Here is a 21,534-nt window from a genome sequence, read left to right on the forward strand (position 1 = left end):
GATCCGGTTTCGCCCCTGTTTCAGGCCGTGGAGCGTTGGGCACAATCGTCGGGACGCGCACTGTGGCGCGTCCTTTCTTCCCAGCCCCCTGACCTGCGCGTCCGTCCGCCATGTGGACGGGATATTCCGCTTCTCGGGATCCTGGGCATCATGTAACTTGCACCGCACGCTTCACCGCATCAGGGCCAACGTCGTCCCTCCTTGCACCAACTTGCCGAAAGACGACGACGGGAGAGCCGATGCTGTCTGCATCCATGCACTCCGCCAACGAGCCCCAGGCCGGCGCCGCGCGCCAGCCGTACGCGCTCGTGCCGGATGCGCGACCTGCTGCTCAGGGCCTGTACGACCCGCGAAACGAGCACGACGCCTGTGGCGTCGGCTTCGTCGCCACGCTGACCGGCACCGCCGACCACACCGTCGTCGATCAGGCGCTGACCGTGCTGCGCAATCTGGAGCACCGCGGCGCCACCGGCGCCGAGCCGGACTCCGGCGACGGCGCCGGCATCCTCACCCAGATCCCCGACGCCTTCCTGCGCGGCGAGGCCGGCTTCGACCTCCCGGCGGCGGGCTCGTACGCGGTGGGCATCGCCTTCCTGCCGGACGAGGACGCGGCCGACGCGGCCGCCGTCGCGCGGATCGAGGCCATCGCGGCGGAGGAGGGGCTGACGGTCCTGGGCTGGCGCGACGTGCCGGTCGCCCCCGACCTGCTCGGTGCCACCGCGCGCAGCGTGATGCCGCGCTTCCGGCAGCTCTTCCTGAGCAAGGAGGGCCTGGCGGGCATCGCGCTGGACCGGGTCTCCTTCGTGGTCCGCAAGCGCGCCGAGCGCGAGGCCGGGGTGTACTTCCCCTCGCTGTCCGCGCGGACCCTCGTCTACAAGGGCATGCTCACCACCGGCCAGCTGGAGCCCTTCTTCCCCGACCTGTCGGACCGCCGCTACGCGTCCGCCATCGGCCTGGTGCACTCGCGGTTCTCCACCAACACCTTCCCGAGCTGGCCGCTCGCCCACCCGTACCGCTTCGTCGCGCACAACGGCGAGATCAACACGGTCAAGGGCAACCGGAACTGGATGCGCGCCCGGGAGTCGCAGCTCGCGACGGATCTGATCCCGGGCGACCTGAGCCGGATCTTCCCGATCTGTACGCCGGACCACTCGGACTCCGCCTCCTTCGACGAGGTCCTGGAGCTGCTCCACCTCGGCGGCCGCTCGCTGCCGCACTCGGTGCTGATGATGATCCCGGAGGCGTGGGAGAACCACGCCACCATGGACCCGGCCCGCCGCGCCTTCTACCGCTACCACTCCAACCTGATGGAGCCCTGGGACGGCCCGGCCTGCGTCACCTTCACCGACGGCACCCAGATCGGCGCCGTGCTCGACCGCAACGGCCTGCGCCCGGCCCGCTACTGGATCACCGAGGACGGCCTCGTCGTCCTGTCCTCCGAGGTCGGCGTGCTCGACATCGACCAGGAGAAGGTCGCCAAGAAGGGCCGGCTGCAGCCCGGCCGGATGTTCCTCGTCGACACCGCCGAGGGCCGCATCGTCGAGGACGAGGAGATCAAGTCCGCCCTCGCCGCCGAGCACCCCTACGAGGAGTGGGTCGCCGCCGGGCAGATCCAGCTCGCCAAGCTCCCCGAGCGCGAGCACATCGCCCACACCCACGCCTCCGTCACCCGCCGCCAGCAGACCTTCGGCTACACCGAGGAGGAACTGCGCGTCATCCTCGCGCCGATGGCCCGCACCGGCGCCGAGGCCCTGGGCTCGATGGGCACCGACTCGCCGATCGCCGCGCTCAGCGAGAAGCCCCGCCTGCTGTTCGACTACTTCGTGCAGCTCTTCGCGCAGGTCACCAACCCGCCGCTGGACGCCATCCGCGAGGAGCTCGTCACCTCGCTGCTGTCCAACCTCGGCCCCGAGGGCAACCTGCTCGCCGCCGAGGCCGCCGCCTGCCGCTCGGTCGGCATCACCTTCCCGGTGATCGACAACGACGAGCTGGCCAAGCTCGTCCACATCAACGCGGACGGCGACCAGCCCGGCCTCAAGGCCGTCACCCTCTCCGGCCTGTACAAGGTCGCCAGCGGTGGCGAGGGCCTGGCCTCGCGGCTCGCGCAGATCGCCGCCGAGGCGGACGCCGCCATCGCGGACGGCGCGCGGATCATCGTGCTCTCCGACCGGCACTCCGACGCCGAGCACGCCCCGATCCCCTCCCTGCTGCTCACCTCCGCCGTCCACCACCACCTGATCCGCACCAAGCAGCGCACCCAGGTGTCGCTGCTGGTCGAGGCCGGCGACGTCCGCGAGGTGCACCACGTCGCGCTGCTGATCGGCTACGGCGCCGGCGCGGTCAACCCGTACCTGGCGATGGAGTCCGTCGAGGACCTGGTCGCCCAGGGCGTGTTCATCCAGGGCGTGGAGCCCGAGAAGGCCATCAAGAACCTGATCAAGGCGCTCGGCAAGGGCGTGCTCAAGGTCATGTCCAAGATGGGCATCTCGACCGTCGCCTCCTACCGCGGCGCCCAGGTCTTCGAGGCGATCGGCCTCGCGCAGGAGCTGGTCGACGGCTACTTCGCCGGGACCACCACCAAGCTCGGCGGCATCGGGCTGGACGAGATCGCCCGCGAGACCGCCGCCCGGCACGCCAAGGCGTACCCGGCCTCCGGGATCCCCGCCGCGCACCGCGCGCTGGAGATCGGCGGCGAGTACCAGTGGCGCCGCGAGGGCGAGCCGCACCTGTTCGACCCGGACACCGTCTTCCGGCTGCAGCACTCCACCCGCAACCGCCGGTACGACATCTTCAAGCAGTACACGGACCGGGTGAACGAGCAGTCCCAGCGGCTGATGACGCTGCGCGGCCTGTTCCAGCTCGACGCGCTCGGCCGCGAGCCGATCCCCGTCGAGGAGGTCGAGCCGGTCTCCGAGATCGTCAAGCGCTTCTCGACCGGCGCCATGTCGTACGGCTCCATCTCCATGGAGGCGCACGAGACCCTCGCCATCGCGATGAACCGCCTCGGCGGCAAGTCCAACACCGGTGAGGGCGGCGAGGACCCGGAGCGCCTGTACGACCCGGCACGCCGCTCGGCGATCAAGCAGGTCGCCTCCGGCCGCTTCGGCGTCACCTCCGAGTACCTGGTCAACGCCGACGACATCCAGATCAAGATGGCCCAGGGCGCCAAGCCCGGCGAGGGCGGCCAGCTGCCCGGCCACAAGGTCTACCCGTGGGTCGCCCGGACCCGGCACTCCACCCCGGGCGTCGGCCTGATCTCCCCGCCGCCGCACCACGACATCTACTCGATCGAGGACCTGGCGCAGCTGATCCACGACCTCAAGAACGCCAACCCGGCCGCCCGCATCCACGTGAAGCTGGTGTCCGAGGTCGGCGTGGGCACGGTCGCCGCGGGCGTCTCGAAGGCGCACGCGGACGTGGTCCTCGTGTCGGGCCACGACGGCGGCACCGGCGCCTCGCCGCTCACCTCGCTGAAGCACGCCGGCGGGCCGTGGGAGCTGGGGCTCGCCGAGACCCAGCAGACGCTGCTGCTCAACGGCCTGCGCGACCGCATCGTCGTCCAGACCGACGGGCAGCTGAAGACCGGGCGGGACGTGGTGATCGCCGCGCTGCTCGGCGCCGAGGAGTTCGGCTTCGCGACCGCGCCGCTGGTCGTCTCCGGCTGCATCATGATGCGCGTCTGCCACCTGGACACCTGCCCGGTCGGCGTCGCCACCCAGAACCCGGTGCTGCGCGAGCGCTTCACCGGCAAGCCCGAATTCGTCGTCAACTTCTTCGAGTTCATCGCCGAGGAGGTCCGCGAGATCCTGGCCTCGCTGGGCTTCCGCTCGATCGAGGAAGCGGTCGGCCACGCCGAGCACATCGACGCCCGGGCCGCGATCGACCACTGGAAGGCCGCCGGGCTCGACCTGGCCCCGCTCTTCCACGTGCCGGAGCTGCCCGAGGGCGCCGCCCGGCACCGCACCACGGCCCAGGACCACGCGCTCGACAAGGCCCTGGACAACCAGCTGATCGAACTGGCCGAGGACGCGCTGGAGCGCGGCGAGTCGGTGCGGGTGCAGCTGCCGATCCGCAACGTCAACCGCACGGTCGGCACCATGCTCGGCCACGAGGTGACCAAGCGGTACCGCGGCGAGGGCCTGCCGGAGGGGACCATCGACGTCACCTTCACCGGCTCCGCCGGGCAGTCCTTCGGCGCGTTCCTGCCCCGCGGCATCACCCTGCGGCTGGAGGGCGACGCCAACGACTACGTCGGCAAGGGCCTCTCCGGCGGCGTCGTGATCGTGCGCCCGGCCCGCGAGGCCGCCGCCATCGGCAACGACGCGCAGAACCACGTCATCGCGGGCAACACCATCGGCTACGGCGCCACCGGCGGCCGGATCCACCTGCGCGGCAAGGCCGGCGAGCGCTTCGCCGTCCGCAACTCCGGCGCGACCCTGGTCGTCGAGGGCGTGGGCGACCACGGCCTGGAGTACATGACCGGCGGCCGGGTCGTCGTCCTCGGCGAGACCGGGCGCAACCTCGCGGCCGGCATGTCCGGCGGCATCGCGTACGTCCTGGACCTGCGCCCCGCCAACGTCAACGACGGCATGGTGGGCATCGAGGCCCCCACCGCCGACGACCGCGAATGGCTGCGCGAGACCGTCCAGCAGCACTACGAGGAGACCGGCTCCAGCGTGGCCGCCGAACTCCTCGCCGACTGGGGCAGCGGCGTCTCCCGCTTCTCCAAGATCATGCCGACCGACTACAAGGCCGTGCTCGCCGCCAAGGACGCCGCCGAGCGTGACGGCCTCTCCGAGGCCGAGACCACCCGCAAGATGATGGAGGCGGCTAATGGCTGACCCCAAGGGCTTCCTGACCACGCCCAAGCAGCTGGCGGAGCGCCGCCCCGTCGACGTCCGGATCAAGGACTGGAACGAGGTCTACGTCGAGCGCAGCCTCCTGCCGATCATCACCAAGCAGGCCGGCCGCTGCATGGACTGCGGCATCCCGTTCTGCCACAACGGCTGCCCCCTCGGGAACCTCATCCCCGAGTGGAACGACCTCGCCTACCGGGACGACTTCGCCGGCGCCATCGAGCGCCTGCACGCCACCAACAACTTCCCGGAGTTCACCGGCCGGCTGTGCCCGGCCCCGTGCGAGTCCGCGTGCGTCCTCGGCATCAACCAGGACGCGGTGACCATCAAGAACGTCGAGGTCACCATCATCGACAAGGCCTGGGACCGCGGCGGGGTCACCCCGCAGGTCCCGGAGCGGCTGTCCGGCAAGACCGTCGCGGTGGTCGGCTCCGGCCCCGCCGGCCTGGCCGCCGCCCAGCAGCTCACCCGGGCCGGGCACACCGTCGTCGTCTACGAGCGCGCCGACCGGGTCGGCGGGCTGCTGCGCTACGGCATCCCCGAGTTCAAGATGGAGAAGCGGCACATCAACCGCCGCATCGAGCAGATGCGCGCCGAGGGCACCCGCTTCCGCACCGGCGTCCACGTCGGCGAGGACATCACCGGGCAGCAGCTGCGCGAGCGCTTCGACGCCGTCGTCGTCGCCGCCGGCGCCACCACCGCCCGCGACCTGCCGGTGCCCGGGCGCGAGCTCAAGGGCGTCCACCAGGCCATGGAGTACCTGCCGCTGGCCAACAAGGTGCAGGAGGGCGACTTCGTCGAGTCCCCGATCAGCGCCAAGGGCAAGCACGTGGTCGTGATCGGCGGCGGGGACACCGGCGCCGACTGCGTCGGCACCGCCCACCGGCAGGGGGCGGCCTCCGTCACCCAGCTGGAGATCATGCCGCGGCCCGGCGAGGACCGCCCCGGGCACCAGCCCTGGCCCACCATGCCGATGACCTACAAGGTCACCTCCGCGCACGAGGAGGGCGGCGAGCGGGTCTACTCCGTCAACACCACCCGATTCGTGGGCGACGAGGACGGCAACGTCCAGGAACTGCACCTCGTCGAGGTCGAGTTCAAGGACGGCCGGTTCGAGGCCGTGCCCGGCACCGAGCGGGCCATCCCCGCCCAGCTGGTCACCCTGGCCATGGGCTTCACCGGGACGGACGTGAAGAACGGCCTCGTCGAGCAGCTGGGAGTGGACCTCGACGCGCGCGGTAACATTGGCCGCGACGGCCGGTTCGCCACCAATGTCGATGGCGTGTACGTCTGCGGAGACGCCGGCCGCGGCCAGTCGCTGATCGTCTGGGCCATCGCGGAAGGCCGCTCGGCCGCCGCTGCGGTGGACAGGTACCTCGGTGGCAAGACCCCGCTTCCCGCCCCGATCCGCCCCACCGACCGACCCCTGGTGGTCTGACCGGACCGGACGAGACGACCGGCCGCACCCCCGAACCCCCGGCGCCGCATCGCCGGGAGCTCAACCCGCTGCCCCCGTCAGCGTCGCCGGGCCAACGCGGTCTCCTGGCGCCTGCCCTCTTCCCCGACCAGTTGGAGGGCGGGCGCCGTCGCGTTTCCGGCCAGTTTCGACCGGGCCAACTCACAGGGAAATCTCAGGAGTTGGGTCTACCCTGGACGCTTTCCCGGCGTGGTCAGGACAACCGGGCGGGAAGGGCTGTTGTTCGTCGGTGCCAGGTGGCAGACTGCCGCCGACGGCCGGGGGGCTGCGCGACTGCGGAGGGTGACTTCGATGGGCACGACGACTCAGACAAGCGGAGGCGCCACCGTGCGGCGGCTCCTGCTCGGCACCCAGCTGCGCAGACTCCGCGAGGCCAGAGGCGTCAGCCGCGAGGAGGCCGGCTACTCCATCCGCGCCTCCGAATCCAAGATCAGCCGGATGGAACTCGGCCGCGTCGGCTTCAAGGAACGCGACGTCGCCGACCTCCTCACCCTCTACGGCGTCGACGCCGAACAGGAACGCGCCACCGTCCTCGGCCTCGTCCGCGCCGCCAACAGCAGCTCCTGGTGGCACGAGTACGGCGACATCCTGCCCACCTGGTTCCAGAACTACGTCGGCCTCGAAGAAGCCGTCGCCCGGATCCACAGCTACGAGGTCCAGTTCGTCCACGGCCTCCTCCAGACCGCCGACTACGCCCGCGCCGTCATCACCGCCGGCGGCCACGTCACCCGACCCGACGAGATCGACCGCCGCGTCGAACTGCGCCTGCGCCGCCAGCGCCTGCTCACCGGCGACCGGGCGCCCAGCCTCGTCGCCGTCCTCGACGAAGCCGCGCTGCGCCGCCCCTGGGGCGGCCCCGAGCTGATGCGCGGCCAGATCGACCGGCTGCTCGAACTCGCCGAACTGCCCAACGTCCGGCTCCAGGTGATGCCCTTCGGCGCCGCCGGCCTCAGCGCCGAGGTCGGCGCCTTCAGCCTCCTCGGCTTCGCCGAGCCCGAACTCGCCGACGTCGTCTACCTCGAACAGTTCACCACCGCGCTCTACCTCGACCGCCCCGCCGAGGTCGCCGAGTACCACCACGCCATGGACGGCCTCCTCGCCGACAGCCTCAGCCCCGCCCTCACCCGCGACCTCCTGCACACCGTCCGCGGCGAACTGTAGGGGCGTTCAGGCCTGGTAGCGGATGAGACCGTCGGTGGCGAGCTCGAAGTCGAACGGGGCGGGAATCGGCACGCGGTCGCCGAACGTGCCGTCCCAGCGCTGGTGGTAGCCGTTGCCGGAGGGCTCGGAGTAGAGCGTGATCGCGCCCTCGCGCGGATCGATCAGCAGGTACAGCGGGATGCCCATCAGCGGGTAGTCGCGGACCTTGCCGACCAGGTCGTTCTCGGGGTTCGACGGGGAGACGATCTCCACCGCGATCGCGGCCTGATCGGCGGGGACCTGGCTGCCGCCCGACTCGACCGCCGAGAGCGGGATGTAGGTGAGGTCGGGGTTGCGCAGCTTGCCGACGTTCGGCGAGGCGAGGTCGGTGTTCTCGCTCGGCATCGTGTCGGCGGGCCGGTGCGCGTCGAACTGCTCGCGGATCAGCAGGAGGTTGCGCTGGTGGATGACGGACGGGCCGGCCATCATGATGATCTCGTCGCCGGAGATCTCGATCTTCCACCCGGCCGGGGGCGTCAGGCTCTGCGCGTACGCCAGCAGCCGCGCGTGGCGCTCGGGGATCTGGAACTCGCTCATGGCGCCATTCTTCCACCCCGAATGCCGCGAAGGCCGTCCGTGCGGGACGAGGTGTCCCGCGCGGACGGCCTTCGCGCGCGGCCTTAGAACACCGGCTGGCCGGCGCGGACGAGGCGCCAGGAGTTGGTGAAGAAGTCGGCCGGGTCGATGACGCCCTTGGCCTTCACCCAGGCGATCATCGTGTTGCGGATCTCGTCGGAGTTCGCCCAGACCGACTTGGCCGTCGCCACGTGCGGGAAGTTGCCGCCGCCGTTGGCGCGGTAGTTGTTCACCGCCAGGACGAACTGCGCGGCCGGGTCGATCGGCTTGCCCTGGAAGCTGAGGTTCACGATCCGCTGGCCCTTGGGCTGGGCGATGTCGATGTCGTAGCTCAGGCCGTAGAGCGAGTCGTAGTTGTAGTCCGGGGTGGTCTCGGCGCCGGTCATCGCGTCCTTGTCGACCGGGGCGCCCGGAGCCAGCTGGTAGTAGTACTTCGCCGAGAACTCCAGGTAGTCCTTGAGCTGGGCGCCCGTCAGGATGCGGGCCTCCAGGGTGTTCTCGTAGATGTACAGGCCGGCCGCGTCGCGCAGCTTGACCTGGCCGGACGGGATCAGCGCGGTGCGGTTGAACGGGGCCGCCTGCGCCACGACCGGGAGGTTGGCGTACTGCCCGCCCGCCAACGCGGCCTTGACGGCGTCGGCCTGGACCTTGCCGATGAGGTCGATGATCGGGGTCGCCTTGAACCGGGCCTCGGCGATCGACAGCTCGATCTTGCTGGTGCCGATGTTCTGGTTGACGTACGCCACGACCTTCTTGTGCTGGCCGAGGATCGCGTTGCTGATCTCCGGGTTCTCCGGCACGGTGTTGGAGTTCAGCACCCGCGAGGACACCGAGAGGACCTTCCAGCCGTCCTCGGTGAACTCGACCTCGAAGTCGAAGCAGCTCAGGCGCTGGCCCCAGCACAGCGGCTCGGACAGCACGACCGTCTTGCCGGTCTTCTTGTTCGTGATCAGGCGCTGCGCCACCTCCTTGTGGGTGTGGCCCACCAGCACCGCGTCGATGCCCGGGACGGTCTCCGCCATCTCACCGGAGGCGTCCTCCGGCCAGGGCAGCTGGTCGCCGTAGGTGGTCTGCTCGTCGATGCCCGAGTGGGCGGAGACGACGATGACGTCCGCGCCGGCCGCCTTCATCCGCGGCACGTACTTGGCGGCGGTCTCCACGATGCCCGGGAAGACCATCTTGCCGCTGACGTTGGCCTTGTCCCAGATCGCGATGCCGGGGTTGGTGAGGCCGAGGATGCCGACCTTGAGCGGGGTGTCCTCGTCCAGCCACACCTCCTTGATCACGTACGGCTTGAAGGCCGGCTTCTCGTTCTTCGCGTGCAGCGCGTTGGCGCCCAGCAGCGGGAACTCCAGCTGGTCCTCGAAGGCCTTCACGGTCGGGATGCCGTAGTTGAACTCGTGGTTGCCGAGCGCGGCGGCGTCGTAGCCCATGAGGTTCATGGCGACGGCCATCGGGTGGTCCGGCACGTTGTCGCCGTCGGTGGCGATCGGCTCGACCCGGGCGTAGTAGTAGGTCAGCTGGGTGCCCTGGATGATGTCGCCGGAGTCGATCAGCAGACAGCGGTCCCAGCCCTTCTCCTCGCGCACCTGGTTGGCCAGGGTGGAGATCTTGGCGAGGCCGACCGCGTTGTGGGCCTTGTCGACGTACTCGGCGTCGGTGAAGTAGTCCCAGTTGAGCACCCGGCCGTGCAGGTCGGTGGTGCCCATGACGGTGAAGGCCTGCTTGCGGCCCTGCTGCTTCGGCTTCTTGCCCTTGGCGCCCGCCTTGTCCGGCTCGGCGGCCGCGGCGGCGGGGGCGGTGGCGATCGCGGCGCCGCCGACGAGAGCGGCACCGGCGGCGGTGGCGGCGGACCGGGTGACGAAGTCACGGCGGTTCAGGGACATGGAGAACTCTCCCGGGTGGGACTGACGGCGAACGAACCGTCAACTGATGTGCTGGGGGACGTACCCGAAATCGGTACGCGGGGTGGTACGGGTGGCGGCCCGGACGCGATGACGCGCGTAGAGGGACGCGCGTAGAAGTGTGCCGTGCCGCCCGGGCCGGTGAATAGCCCTCCGACGTTTCCAGCAGGTGAGATCTTGGCGACTCGTTCGTGACGGCGCTGGGCGGACCCGGGGCCGCCGCGTCAGCCCAGCTCGGCCGCCAGGACCGCCACCGCCGCCCTCAACTCGCGCTCCGGGTCCGGCGCGTCCGCCCCCGCCCACGGGCCCCAGGTCCGCGCCCGCAGATAGCCGTCCACCGCCACCGGCAGGCGGTGGCGGACGATCAGCCGCACCGCCGGGCCCGGCTCGGCCGCCCGCAGCGCCGCCACCAGCTCGGCCACGCCGGCCGCGGCCGGCAGCGGCACCGAGCCCAGGAAGTCGGCGAGGGCGTCCAGTTCGGGGTCGGCGGCGGGCTTCGGCGCGGCGGGCTCCGGTTGGGCGGGCTTCGGTTGGGCCGGTGGTGCGGTCGGCTCGGCGGGTGGCGTGGTCGGCGGCGCGGGCGCGGGCGTCGTGGTGGTGCACGTGCCGCGGCCGGCCGGATCGCCGTCCCGGCCGGGGGTCAGCAGCGCGCCCGCTCCGTACAGGCCCGCCACCACCCCCGGCCACCACGCACCGCCCAGCCCCGCGAAGTGCAGCCCCAGCCCGACCGCGCCGGCCCCGCAGCCCACCAGGTTCCGGGCCGACTCCAGGTACGCCAGCACCCACCGCCCGAGCCCGTCACTGGTAGCCACGGATCTCCTCGAACACGCCGTCCAGCGAACCCCCGCCGTCGAACAGCTTGCCGCCGCTCATGTCCGCGAGCCCCTGCAACTGACCCACCGCCGCCTCCCCGAACTTGATCGGGAACACCGGGATCGACTTCTCCCCGGCCGGCAGCCCGTCGTGGAACTTCCTGAAGTCCGCCTCCGCCGCGCCCTCGTTGCTCTCCCCGTCCGTCATCAGCACGATCGAGGTGAACCGGTCGTCCCCCGCCGCCGCCTGCTGCTGCTCGATCGCCCGGTACGCCTGCTCCAGCGAGTCGTACAGCGCCGTACCGCCGTCCGCCGCCAGCGACTGCACGTCCGCGTCGATCGCCTTCAGCTCCGCCTCCGGGCCCGGACCACTGCCCGACGCCGGCACCAGATGCGTCCTCGACCACTTCACCGAGGACGCGAACGAGATCAGCGTCACCTGCTCGCGGTTGCGGAATCGGCGCGCCCCCCGGGTGTCGTCCGAGCCCGTCAGCTTGGCCAGCGCGGCCTTCAGCGCGCCGATCCGCTGGCCCGCCATCGAGCCCGAGGTGTCCAGCACGTACACCGTCCGCGACGGGCGGCGCAGGTCGTTCTGGTACGAGGCCAGCAGGCCGTCCGCCACCGCCCGCGTCCCCGGGAACGGCAGCTCCTTGCGGCCGTCGGCCGGCAACCCCGCCGCCGGCGCCACCCCCGCCGTCACCGGGCGGCGCAGCGTCCGCTCCGAGAGCCGCTTCTGCGCGTCCGGCGTCAGCAGGTAGGCCGACAGCTTCTGGAACGCGTCCTTGCGGTTCGGCTGCGCCGAGGCCAGCAACGACAGCGGATAGTCCGCCGACACCACGCCGTCGACCGGGCGCACCACCGTCAACTGCTGGTCCGCCGGCAGCGTCCGGTTCATCGACAGCAGCACGGACTCGTAGTTCACCAGCGCGCCCACCTTGCCCGGCTCCGCCCGGGTGTAGGCCTGCGCCAGCCAGCCCGAGGAGCCCGACGTCAGCTTCTGGCCGGTGAAGAACTGCTTCAACTGCGGCGTCGCCTTCTGCACGTCCGCCTCGGTCAGCGCCGCCCCCGCCCCCGAGAACGCCGACGCCACCGCCACCAGCGCCGAGAAACCCGAGTTCGAACGCGTCGGGTCCGCCATGCCGTACGCCAGCTTGCCGGCCGCCGCCGCGTCCCCGATCTGCGCCCAGGTGACCTTCGAACCGTCCCCCCAGCCCAGACCCCCCAGCACCGAGGAGCGCACCCCCACCGCCACCGGGGACACCATCACCGGCGTCTGGGACAGCACCTTCGTCCGGCCCGTCGGGTCCAGCCGCAGGTACTGGTTCGACGGGAACCACACCGCGTCGAACCTGCCGTCCGCCCGGCCCGAGGACACCGTGTCCGCGCCGTCCAGACTGCCCGTCCAGGTGAACTCCACCGACACCCCGGTGGCCTTCGCCGCCTCCTCCAGGACCGGCTGCACGTCCTGCAACTCGCTGCCCGCCAGCACCCGCAGCGCCCCCGCCCCCGCGGTCGTCGGCGTCGGCGGCAGCGGCGGGCTCGGCGGGCTCGACGTACAGGCCGTCGCCGCCGCCAGCAGCGCCGCCAACGCGACCGCCAGTCCACCGCGCCGCGCGCGCCGACCCCTCGTCAGACCACTCACCCCTGCGCCCCCTTCGCCGCCTTCGTCAACTTCGTCAGGTAGTCCAGCGACGGCACGTCCGCCTGCCTCACGTTCGCCGACTTCAGGTCCGGCGCCAGCTTCGGCAGGTGGTCCTTCGTCTGCTCCGCGAACGCGGTCGGCCGGTCCGCCGTCCGGAAGCCGAACTTCGCCTCCAGCGTGTGCAGCGCGTCGTCGTCCCGCAGCACCGAGGCGAGCTTCTGGCCGTTCGGCGTCCGCGCCACCATCGTGTGGTCCGAGAACACCGTCGTGTCCGGGTACATCACCACGACCTTGTCCTCGCCGGACTGGCCCTGCAGCGGCAGCGTGGCCACCTGCGACTCGTACCCGAAGACCAGCGGCCTGCCCACCCCCGCCTCGAAGTCCCGGAACGGCTCGTCGCTGCTGCTCTTCTGCGCGCCCTGCAGCGACGTCGCCTTGTACAGCACGTCCCGGACCTTCGCCACCCCCGCGTCGTCCGACACCACCTGGTGGTTGTTCGCCACGTAGGACAGCAGCGCCAGGTACAGCGCGCCCGAGGACGAACTCTCCGGATCGGTCGTGGTCACCAGCAGCCGGCCGGACAGCGTCGCGTTGCCCTGCGCCGCCGGCAGGTCCTCCCACTTGCGCCCCGACTCCAGCGCCGCCAGGTAGGCGTCCATCTGGAAGGTCCACACGCCCGCCGGGTCCACGGCGGCCATGCCGCTCTGCCGCAGCACCTTCGCCACCGACTCGCGGGTCACGATCACCAGCGGCGAGTAGAACGGCACCGGCGGGGAGTCCTTCAGACCCCAGTTCCGCTGGATGTCCTGGGCCGGCGCACTGCTCGACGGGAACGCGAAGTCCAGCTTCGGATTCGACTTCGCCTGCTCCCTCATCGTCCACGAGCCGGTGGAGTCGACCTGCACCACCAGGCCCTGCTTCGCCAACTCGGCCTTCACATCGGCGTTCTCGAAGAACGTCCGCTTCTCCGAACCGATCAGCCCGGTCACCGTCACGGTCGCCATCGGCTTGAGATCGGGATCCTTCGAATCGTCCGGGATCAGCGCGATCGTCACCCCGCCCAGCAACGCCAGAGCGGCCAGCACCCCCAGCGCTCGCGATCGTTCCATCGTCGACGCATCCCCCTCGTCCACTACCCCGTACGGGTGCTCACCCCCGGGGGTGACGAGCGTCCCGCCGGGCGCCGAGCACGAGCCGAAGCGACGGTGAACCAGGGGTGAACACCCCTTCACGGAATCGCATCGGCCCGAGCCGACCGGACGAGCCGTCAGGAAACGCTCGCACATCGATCCGAGGATGTGTCAGATTGTTCAACTCGCCTTCCGGCAACGGCCATCCCGGCGTCCGGACCCGCCTCGTGGTTACGCGCCGGTAATGCCTAGTCTCAGCACTATGCGCCGAGCAAAAATCGTCTGTACCCTCGGGCCCGCCACCGACTCGTACGACCAGATCAAATCCCTGGTCGACGCCGGGATGGACATCGCCCGATTCAACCTCAGCCACGGCACCCACGCCGAACACGAGGAACGCTACCGCCGCGTCCGCAAGGCCGCCGACGAGACCGGCCGCAGCGTCGGCGTCCTCGCCGACCTTCAAGGCCCGAAGATCCGGCTCGAGACCTTCGCCCACGGGCCCGTACTCCTCGAACGCGGCGACGAGTTCACCATCTCCACCGACAACGGCGTCGTGGGGGACAAGGACATCTGCGGCACCACCTACGCCGGGCTCGCCGGCGACGTCTCGCGCGGCGAACGGATCCTCGTCGACGACGGGCGGGTGACGCTGGAGGTCGTCGAGGTCGACGGGCCACGGGTGCGCTGCCTCGTCATCGAAGGCGGCCTCGTCTCCGACCACAAGGGCCTCAACCTCCCCGGCGTCGCCGTCTCCGTCCCCGCACTCAGCGACAAGGACGTCGCCGACCTGCGGTGGGCGCTGCGCGCCGGAGTCGACCTCGTCGCGCTCTCCTTCGTGCGGAGCGGGCGCGACGTCGAGGACGTCCACCGGGTGATGGCGGAGGAGGGGCGCCGGGTGCCCGTCATCGCCAAGATCGAGAAGCCGCAGGCCGTCGAGAACCTGGACTCCATCGTCGACGCCTTCGACGGCGTCATGGTGGCCCGCGGGGACCTGGGCGTGGAGATGCCCCTCGAACAGGTCCCGCTCGTCCAGAAGCACGCCATCAAACTCGCCAAGCGCAACGCCAAGCCCGTCATCGTCGCCACCCAGATGCTCGACTCGATGATCAACGCCTCCCGGCCGACCCGCGCCGAGGCCTCCGACGTCGCCAACGCGGTGCTCGACGGCACGGACGCGGTGATGCTCTCCGGCGAGACCTCGGTCGGGAAGTACCCCGTCGAGACCGTCAAGACCATGGGCCGCATCATCGAGGCCGCCGAGGACGACATCCTCGCGGGCGGCCTGCCGCCGCTCTCCTCCGGGACCAAGCCGCGTACCCAGGGCGGCGCCGTCGCCCGCGCGGCCGCCGAGATCGGCGACTTCCTGCACGCGAAGTACCTCATCGCCTTCACCCAGTCCGGCGACACCGCCCGGCGGCTCACCCGCTACCGCTCACCGATCCCCGTGCTCGCCTTCACGTACGAACCGGCGGTGCGCAGCCAACTCGCCCTCACCTGGGGCGTGGAGACCTTCCTCGGGCCCTTCGCGCCGACCACCGACCAGATGGTCGAGCAGGTCGACGCGGCGCTGCTCTCGCTCGGCCGCTGCCAGAAGGGCGACATCGTGGTGATCACGGCCGGCTCCCCACCCGGCCTCGCCGGCTCCACCAACCTCGTCCGCGTCCACCACGTGGGGACCCTGGACGGCTGACCGGGGCTCGATTTCGGCGGCGCGGCCTTCGCGGAAGGCCGCGCCGCTGTCAGTACTTGGGGCCGATGTGGGCGTCCATGAGGGCGACGGAGTCCTTGCGGGCGATGGAGATGTTGAAGCCGCCGTTCGACCGGGAGGCCGGCTTCCACTGGACGCCGACTGCGTCGAGGGTGGCGGTGAAGAGCCCGATGATGTCGGTCGAGGTGTTGGTGAAGAAGTAGCGCGGGTACTCGTAGCGCTTTTTGACGCCTCCCACCGTGCGGGTCGTCCAGTTGGTGATCCGGCAGCCGTCCGAGTGGATCAGCCCGCGCAGGAACTCCCACGGGTGGGCGTCGACGATCTCCTGCTGCCACGGCGTGAGCCGGATCGGCCGCAGATGCTTCGGGCCAGGGCCGTGCTGGGGGAAGAGGCAGGGCCAGTGCTTGCTGGTACTGACGACACTGGTGCAGCCGGGTGCGTGGACACGGCTGACCCTGTTGTGCGGCATGACGGCGGAGATGGCGCGCTCGCACTCGAGGATGAGGCCCGGCCAGGCGTCGCAGCAGGCGATGCGGAGGGCGAAGACCCTGCGGCGGCCCTCGCTGATACAGCCGTCGCCGAGATAGAGGCCGAGTAGATAGGCGTAGTCGGCCTGTGGTCGCGAGGGATCGAGCCGGCTGTCGCGGGCCGGACATTCGATGGTCATGCGTGGGCTGGGCGCAGCACGGGATGCCCACTGGCGGATCGAGAAGCGGGATATCCCGGTTGCGCGACTGACCTGGCTGAAGGTCAGCCCCGACGCGTACAGGTCGAGCGCTCGCTGGCGCGCGGTCATGTCGTACATGCAGTCGAGCGTGTGCGAATCGCATGAACGGATCTGGTGAATGCCGCGATCTTCAGTCGAAGTGATGAAGATCGCCAACGATTAGGCTACCCTAAGCGACTTAAGAATCGAAGGAAAAGTGCCCCGGGTGGGATTCGAACCCACGCTGTATGGTGTTTGAGACCATCGCCTCTCCCGCTGGGCTACCGGGGCGCCCATGGATTCGAAGGTTGAACTCCGGACCCGTTGGTCTCAAACATACCGTGTCTAGGTACCCTCGTGCATGCAGTACCCCGCCGGAACGAGGAGCCCCGTGAGCACCGCCGACGAGCAGGCACAGCCGCTTGAGACCGAATCGCCCCAGATCACCCGGATTGTGATCGCCGAGGACGAGGCGTTGATCCGTCTCGATCTGAAGGAGATGCTCGAAGAGGAGGGGTACACCGTCGTCGGGGAGGCCGGGGACGGGGCGACGGCGGTGAAGCTCGTGGAGGAGCTGAAGCCGGACCTGGCGATCTTCGACGTGAAGATGCCGATCCTGGACGGGCTGTCCGCAGCCGAGCAGATCCACGAGAAGCACCTGGCTCCCGTCCTCATGCTGACCGCGTTCTCGCAGCGGGAGCTGGTGGACCGGGCCCGGGACGCGGGCGCGATGGCGTACATCGTGAAGCCGTTCTCGAAGTCGGACCTGGTGCCGGCGATCGAGATGGCGGTGTCGCGGTACACCGAGATGCGGGCGCTGGAGAAGGAGATCGGGGATCTCACCCAGCGGCTGGAGACCCGGAAGCTGGTCGACCGCGCCAAGGGTGTGCTGCAGACGAAGTTCGGGCTGAACGAGCCGGCCGCGTTCCGGTGGATCCAGAAGACCTCGATGGACCGGCGGATGACGATGGCGGCGGTGGCCGAGGCGGTCATCGAGGAGGGCGAGGCCCAGGACCGCAAGAAGGCCGAAGAGGGTAAGTCCGAGTAGTACGGACATGGGAAGGGCCCGGCAGATCGCCATCTGCCGGGCCCTTTCACGTGTTCAGTCCTCGCCGAGGTAGGCCTTGCGGACGGACTCGTCGTGGAGGAGGTCCGCGCCGGTGCCGTCGAGGACGATGCGGCCGGTCTCCATGACGTAGCCGCGGTCGGAGAGCGACAGCGCCGCCTGGGCGTTCTGTTCGACGAGCAGGATGGTCGTGCCGCCGGCCTTGAGCTCGACGATGGTGGCCATGATCTTCTGCATCATCAGCGGCGAGAGGCCCATGGACGGCTCGTCGAGCATGAGCAGCTTGGGCTGGGACATCAGCGCCCGGCCCATGGCGAGCATCTGCTGCTCGCCGCCCGACAGCGTTCCCGCGGCCTGCTTGCGGCGTTCGCCGAGGATGGGGAAGAGGCCGTAGGCGCGTTCGACGTCGGCGGTGATGCCGGCGGTGTCGGTGCGCAGGAAGGCGCCGAGGAGGAGGTTCTCCTCGATGGTCATGCGCGGGAAGATGTGCCGGCCTTCGGGGGAGTGGGCGAGGCCGAGGGCGACGATCTTGTGCGCGGGGACGGTGGCGAGGTCCTGGCCGTCGAAGGTGATGCGGCCGGCGGTGGGCTTGAGGAGGCCGGAGAGGGTGCGCAGGGTGGTGGTCTTGCCGGCGCCGTTGGTGCCGATGAGGGTGGTGACCTCGCCCTGGTTCGCGGTGAAGCTGATGCCCTTGACGGCCTCGATCTTGCCGTAGGCGACGCGGAGGTCCTGGACTTCGAGGAGTGCGGTCACGGGGTTTCCTCCGGTGCGGTGGTGCCTTCGAGCGGGGCGCCGAGGTAGGCGGTGATGACGCGTTCGTCGTTCTGGACGGTCTCGCGGTCGCCTTCGACGATCTTCTGGCCCTGGACGAGGACGGCGGTCCGGTCGCAGAGGTTGAAGATGAAGCGCATGTCGTGCTCGATGACGAGGACGGAGATGCCCTTGTCGCGGATGGCGAAGACGAGTTCCTCGGCGGCGCGGGTCTCCTGGGGGTTCATGCCGGCGGTGGGCTCGTCGAGGAGCAGGAGGCCGGGTTCGGAGGCGAGGGCGCGGGCGATCTCCAGCTTGCGCTGTTCGCCGTAGGGGAGGTTGCGGGCGAGGTGGTCGGCCTTGTCGGCGAGGCCGGTGAAGGCGAGGAGTTCCATGGCCTTGTCGCGGCTCTGGGTTTCGGCGCGGTGGTAGCCGGGGCCGCGGAGGATGGCGGAGAAGATGCCTTCCCTGGTGCGGGTGTGGCGGCCGACGAGGACGTTCTCCAGGACGGTCATGTTGGCGAAGAGCCGGATGTTCTGGAAGGTGCGGGCGATGCCGGCCTGGGTGACGAGGTGGGGCTTGGGGGGCAGGACGTTGCCGCGGTAGGTGACGCGGCCTTCGGTGGGGACGTAGAGGCCGGTGAGGCAGTTGAAGAAGGTGGTCTTGCCGGCGCCGTTGGGGCCGATGAGGCCGATGATCTCGCCTTCGCCGACGGTGAGGGAGACGTCGTTGACGGCGGTGAGGCCGCCGAAGCGCATGGTGACGCCGGTGACGTCGAGCAGGGGGGTGGCGGTGGTGGTCATGTGGCGGGTCACGCCCCTGCCTTGGTGAGTGCGGTGTCGTCGCCGGCGGGTTGGGCGGGGATGGCGGCTTCGTGGAATTCGAGTTGGGAGCGGCGGTTGGGGATGAGGCCTTCGGGGCGGACGCGCATCAGGATGATGAGGGCGGCGCCGAAGGCGAGGAGCTGGTAGTCGGCGAGGAATTCGAGCTTCTTCGGGATGAGGAAGAGGAGGGTGGCGCCGACGAGGGGGCCGCTGATGGTGCCCATGCCGCCGAGGATGACGGCGGCGAGGAGGAAGGCGGAGTTGGGCGGGAGGGCTTCGGCGAAGGTGTACTGGTCGGGGGTGACGGTGTAGCTGACGTGGGCCTGGACGGTGCCGGCGAGGCCGGCGAGGCAGGCGCCGAGGGCGAAGGCGAGGAGCTTGAGGCGGAAGCCGTTGATGCCCATGGCTTCGGCGGCGGTCTCGTCCTCGCGGATGGCGACCCAGGCGCGGCCGATGCGGGAGTTGCTGACCCGGGCGAAGACGAGCACGACCACGGCGGTGACGAGGAGCATCAGCAGGTAGTAGTTGGAGAAGCGGCCGAGTTCGACGCCGGCGACGGTGTGGGTCTTGCCGAGGTCGAAGCCGAAGATCTCCAGGTCCGGGATGCGCGGGATGCCGTTGGAGCCGTTGGTGACGTTGGGGCCGGTGGTGCCGTTGAGGTTGAGCATGGTGATGCGGAAGATCTCGCCGAACCCGAGGGTGACGATGGCGAGGTAGTCGCCGCGCAGTCGCAGGGTGGGGGCGCCGATGAGGACGCCGAAGACCATGGAGACGAGTGCGCCGGTGAGCATCGCGGCCCAGAACGGGAACTGGACGTGGATGGGCGAGGCGGGGGAGCCGGAGACCAGGGCGGCGGCGTAGGCGCCGACGCCGAGGAAGGCGACGTACCCGAGGTCGAGCAGGCCGGCGAGGCCGACGACGATGTTGAGGCCGAGGGCGACGGTGGCGAAGATCAGGATGTTGGTGGCGACGGAGGTGTACTGGTCGCTGGTCTGGGTGAAGGGGAAGCTGGCGGCGGCGGCGAAGGCGGCGCCGGTGGTGACCGGGCGGTGCTTGACGGTCAGCGCGCGCAGCCGGGTGACCAGGCCGGACTTGGCGAGGGCGGCGGCGACGAAGCCGGCGAGCAGCAGGTAGCCGGTGAAGAGTTCGCCGTACTCGGTGTCGATGCCGAAGGTGATCGCGAAGAGGCCGAGGCCGAAGGCGAGGACGATGAGCAGGACCTCGGCCCAGGAGGGCAGTTCGCGGGGCGCGGCGAGTCGGCGCTCGATGGTGCCCAGGCGCAGCCAGGTGTGGGCGGCGTGGCCGAGCTGGAGGAGGAGGACGGCGCCGGTGGCGATGGCGAGTCCGCCGGCGAGGGCGGTCATGACGGGGGCGACGGGTTTGTCGTCGGGGATGGCGTGGGCGCCGATCCAGACGAGCGGGGCGGCGGGGACGAGCAGGAAGAGCCGCTTGTCGAGGATGCGCAGGGGGACGGTGGTGCGGCGGTCGAGGGGGAGGCCGAGGGCGCCGACGATGCCGAGGAGGCCGCTGGCGGCGAGGACCCAGCCGCCGGGTTCGAGGTTGGCGAGGCCGCCGAGTTCGACGGAGATGGCGGTGACGGAGTAGGCGCTGACGGCGAGGGCGCCGGCGGCGGCGTACAGGACGGCGTTGTGGCTGCGGCCGGGGGCGGCCCAGCGCAGGCCGGGGGTGCCGTGGGTGGCGAGGAGGAGGACGAGGGTGAGCAGGCCGGCGACGACGGCGAGCCACTGGAGGCCGGCGGGGGAGCCGGTGTAGGTGAGGTCGCCGGGGAAGTCGCTGGTCCAGGTCCAGGACAGGGCGGCGGAGGCGGCGGTGGCGAGGGCGCCGAGGCCGGTGAGGGCGGCGGCGGCGCGGGCCGGGAGGGGGATGACCGGGCTGGTCTCGGTGTGGGTGGTGGTCATGGTGGTCACGCCCTGTCCGCGACGCGCTCGCCGAGCAGGCCCTGTGGCCTGACGAGGAGCACGAGGATGAGGAGTACGAAGGCCCAGACGTCCTTCCAGGCGCCGCCGCCGAAGAGGTGCATGCCGGGGATGTGCTCGACGTAGCCGGTGGCGAGGGCTTCGGCGAGGCCGAGGGCGACGCCGCCGAGCATGGCGCCGTAGATGTTGCCGATGCCGCCGAGGACGGCGGCGGTGAAGGCCTTGAGGCCGAGGATGAAGCCCATGCGGAAGTAGACCTGGCCGCTGCGCAGGCCGTAGGCGACGGCGGCGACGGCGGCGAAGGCGGCGCCGATGGCGAAGGCGAGGACGATGATCCGGTCGGTGTCGATGCCCATGAGCTTCGCCGTGTCGGGGTCCTGGCTGGTGGCCTGCATGGCGCGGCCGGAGCGGGTGCGGGTGACGAACCAGCTGAGGGCGAGCATGCACAGCGGGGCGGCGATGATGAGGAAGAGGTCGCTGCGCTGGATGGTGACGGAGCCGATGTTGAAGGGGTCGCCGGGGATCTTGGGGAAGACCCGGGCCTTCTTGGCGTCGGGGTAGAAGGAGAAGACGAGTTGCTGCAGGAAGATGGACAGCCCGATCGCGGTGATCAGCGGGGCGAGTCGGGGGGCGGTGCGCAGCGGCCGGTAGGCGAAGCGTTCGGCGGCGACGGCGGTGAGGGTGGAGACCAGGATGCCGGCGATGAGCATCAGCGGTAGGGCGAGCCACAGGGTGGTGCCGCCGGGGAGGGCGAGGTAGGCGGTCAGGGCGCCGAAGCCGCCGACCATGACGATCTCGCCGTGGGCGAAGTTGATGAGCTGGACGATGCCGTAGACCATCGTGTAGCCGATCGCGACGAGCCCGTAGAGGGCGCCGAGGATCAGGCCGTTGGCCAGCTGCTGCGGTAGGTCGTGCACCGCTGGGCCTCCGTAGTGCGTTCGGG

15 protein-coding genes and 1 tRNA gene are annotated in these 21,534 nt (G+C 70.5%); 5 read left to right on the top strand and 11 right to left on the bottom strand.

What is annotated here, in order from left to right; genetic code table 11:
- The first annotated feature begins 254 nt into the window (after nt 1–254).
- The 3 genes from gltB to VM95_RS28655 all read left to right on the top strand — a co-directional run bounded on the left by gltB (nt 255) and on the right by VM95_RS28655 (nt 7,494).
- Nucleotides 255–4,841 carry a glutamate synthase large subunit gene (gene gltB, locus VM95_RS28645; protein ID WP_208615548.1) on the top strand — a complete coding sequence of 1,529 codons (4,587 nt, stop codon included), beginning with the start codon at nt 255–257 and terminating at the stop codon, nt 4,839–4,841.
- Nucleotides 4,834–6,294 (top strand): glutamate synthase subunit beta, encoded by a 1,461-nt coding sequence (locus VM95_RS28650; protein ID WP_045702074.1) that lies wholly within the window; start codon nt 4,834–4,836, stop codon nt 6,292–6,294. Before gltB ends, VM95_RS28650 begins: the two co-directional genes overlap by 8 nt.
- A 330-nt stretch (nt 6,295–6,624) precedes the next feature.
- Complete coding sequence (locus VM95_RS28655) at nt 6,625–7,494, top strand: helix-turn-helix domain-containing protein (protein ID WP_045702076.1); 870 nt, start codon at nt 6,625–6,627, stop codon at nt 7,492–7,494.
- Between the two features lie 6 nt (nt 7,495–7,500).
- On the opposite strand, the gene VM95_RS28660 is transcribed toward VM95_RS28655, so the two are convergent.
- From VM95_RS28660 to VM95_RS28680, 5 genes are all read right to left on the bottom strand, one after another.
- Entirely contained in the window at nt 7,501–8,070 is a 570-nt protein-coding gene (locus VM95_RS28660) for a Uma2 family endonuclease (protein ID WP_045702078.1), read from the bottom strand.
- Between the two features lie 83 nt (nt 8,071–8,153).
- The gene (locus VM95_RS28665) at nt 8,154–9,995 is read right to left on the bottom strand and encodes a bifunctional metallophosphatase/5'-nucleotidase (protein ID WP_045702080.1); all 1,842 of its coding nucleotides are present in this window, start codon (nt 9,993–9,995) and stop codon (nt 8,154–8,156) included.
- A 242-nt stretch (nt 9,996–10,237) separates the two neighbouring features.
- Nucleotides 10,238–10,825 carry a hypothetical protein gene (locus VM95_RS28670; protein WP_157882231.1) on the bottom strand — a complete coding sequence of 196 codons (588 nt, stop codon included), beginning with the start codon at nt 10,823–10,825 and terminating at the stop codon, nt 10,238–10,240.
- Nucleotides 10,812–12,467: an extracellular solute-binding protein gene (locus VM95_RS28675; protein ID WP_045702082.1), complete on the bottom strand. Its 1,656-nt coding sequence runs from the start codon at nt 12,465–12,467 to the stop codon at nt 10,812–10,814. Before VM95_RS28675 ends, VM95_RS28670 begins: the two co-directional genes overlap by 14 nt.
- Complete coding sequence (locus VM95_RS28680; protein WP_045702084.1) at nt 12,464–13,576, bottom strand: substrate-binding domain-containing protein; 1,113 nt, start codon at nt 13,574–13,576, stop codon at nt 12,464–12,466. The genes VM95_RS28675 and VM95_RS28680 overlap by 4 nt, the downstream gene beginning before the upstream one ends.
- A gap of 283 nt (nt 13,577–13,859) precedes the next feature.
- Between VM95_RS28680 and pyk the strand changes: the two genes are divergently transcribed.
- On the top strand, nt 13,860–15,290 hold the full coding sequence (pyk, locus tag VM95_RS28685; RefSeq protein ID WP_045702086.1) for a pyruvate kinase: 1,431 nt from the start codon (nt 13,860–13,862) through the stop codon (nt 15,288–15,290).
- A 49-nt stretch (nt 15,291–15,339) separates the two neighbouring features.
- On the opposite strand, the gene VM95_RS28690 is transcribed toward pyk, so the two are convergent.
- A complete protein-coding gene (locus VM95_RS28690; RefSeq protein ID WP_045702106.1) occupies nt 15,340–16,113 on the bottom strand; it encodes a helix-turn-helix domain-containing protein in 774 nt (257 codons plus the stop codon).
- 119 nt (nt 16,114–16,232) lie between these two features.
- A tRNA-Leu gene (locus tag VM95_RS28695) sits at nt 16,233–16,305 on the bottom strand.
- Between the two features lie 100 nt (nt 16,306–16,405).
- Here VM95_RS28695 and VM95_RS28700 point away from each other — a divergent pair.
- On the top strand, nt 16,406–17,062 hold the full coding sequence (locus tag VM95_RS28700) for an ANTAR domain-containing response regulator (protein WP_045702088.1): 657 nt from the start codon (nt 16,406–16,408) through the stop codon (nt 17,060–17,062).
- 54 nt (nt 17,063–17,116) lie between these two features.
- Here the strand turns inward: VM95_RS28700 and VM95_RS28705 are convergent, their stop codons facing one another.
- Genes VM95_RS28705 through VM95_RS28720 form a run of 4 tightly spaced genes read right to left on the bottom strand, consistent with a single transcriptional unit; the run spans nt 17,117 to nt 21,508 of the window.
- Entirely contained in the window at nt 17,117–17,833 is a 717-nt protein-coding gene (locus VM95_RS28705; RefSeq protein ID WP_045702090.1) for an ABC transporter ATP-binding protein, read from the bottom strand.
- Nucleotides 17,830–18,633 carry an ABC transporter ATP-binding protein gene (locus VM95_RS28710; protein WP_045702092.1) on the bottom strand — a complete coding sequence of 268 codons (804 nt, stop codon included), beginning with the start codon at nt 18,631–18,633 and terminating at the stop codon, nt 17,830–17,832. Before VM95_RS28710 ends, VM95_RS28705 begins: the two co-directional genes overlap by 4 nt.
- 8 nt (nt 18,634–18,641) lie before the next feature.
- Complete coding sequence (locus VM95_RS28715; protein ID WP_078860697.1) at nt 18,642–20,573, bottom strand: branched-chain amino acid ABC transporter permease; 1,932 nt, start codon at nt 20,571–20,573, stop codon at nt 18,642–18,644.
- Between the two features lie 5 nt (nt 20,574–20,578).
- On the bottom strand, nt 20,579–21,508 hold the full coding sequence (locus VM95_RS28720; protein WP_045702095.1) for a branched-chain amino acid ABC transporter permease: 930 nt from the start codon (nt 21,506–21,508) through the stop codon (nt 20,579–20,581).
- Between the last annotated feature and the right edge of the window lie 26 nt (nt 21,509–21,534).

The sequence above is a fragment of the Streptomyces rubellomurinus genome, assembly GCF_000961885.1.
GTDB classification, from domain to species: domain Bacteria; phylum Actinomycetota; class Actinomycetes; order Streptomycetales; family Streptomycetaceae; genus Kitasatospora; species Kitasatospora rubellomurina.

Excerpts from the sequence above, each read along its gene's own strand:
- VM95_RS28715 (WP_078860697.1), bottom strand. The coding sequence starts at position 20,573 with ATGACCACCACCCACACCGAGACCAGCCCGGTCATCCCCCTCCCGGCC.
- gltB (WP_208615548.1), top strand. The coding sequence starts at position 255 with ATGCACTCCGCCAACGAGCCCCAGGCCGGCGCCGCGCGCCAGCCGTAC.
- pyk (WP_045702086.1), top strand. The coding sequence starts at position 13,860 with ATGCGCCGAGCAAAAATCGTCTGTACCCTCGGGCCCGCCACCGACTCG.
- VM95_RS28665 (WP_045702080.1), bottom strand. The coding sequence starts at position 9,995 with ATGTCCCTGAACCGCCGTGACTTCGTCACCCGGTCCGCCGCCACCGCC.
- VM95_RS28650 (WP_045702074.1), top strand. The coding sequence starts at position 4,834 with ATGGCTGACCCCAAGGGCTTCCTGACCACGCCCAAGCAGCTGGCGGAG.
- VM95_RS28680 (WP_045702084.1), bottom strand. The coding sequence starts at position 13,576 with ATGGAACGATCGCGAGCGCTGGGGGTGCTGGCCGCTCTGGCGTTGCTG.
- VM95_RS28710 (WP_045702092.1), bottom strand. The coding sequence starts at position 18,633 with ATGACCACCACCGCCACCCCCCTGCTCGACGTCACCGGCGTCACCATG.
- VM95_RS28660 (WP_045702078.1), bottom strand. The coding sequence starts at position 8,070 with ATGAGCGAGTTCCAGATCCCCGAGCGCCACGCGCGGCTGCTGGCGTAC.
- VM95_RS28655 (WP_045702076.1), top strand. The coding sequence starts at position 6,625 with ATGGGCACGACGACTCAGACAAGCGGAGGCGCCACCGTGCGGCGGCTC.
- VM95_RS28690 (WP_045702106.1), bottom strand. The coding sequence starts at position 16,113 with ATGTACGACATGACCGCGCGCCAGCGAGCGCTCGACCTGTACGCGTCG.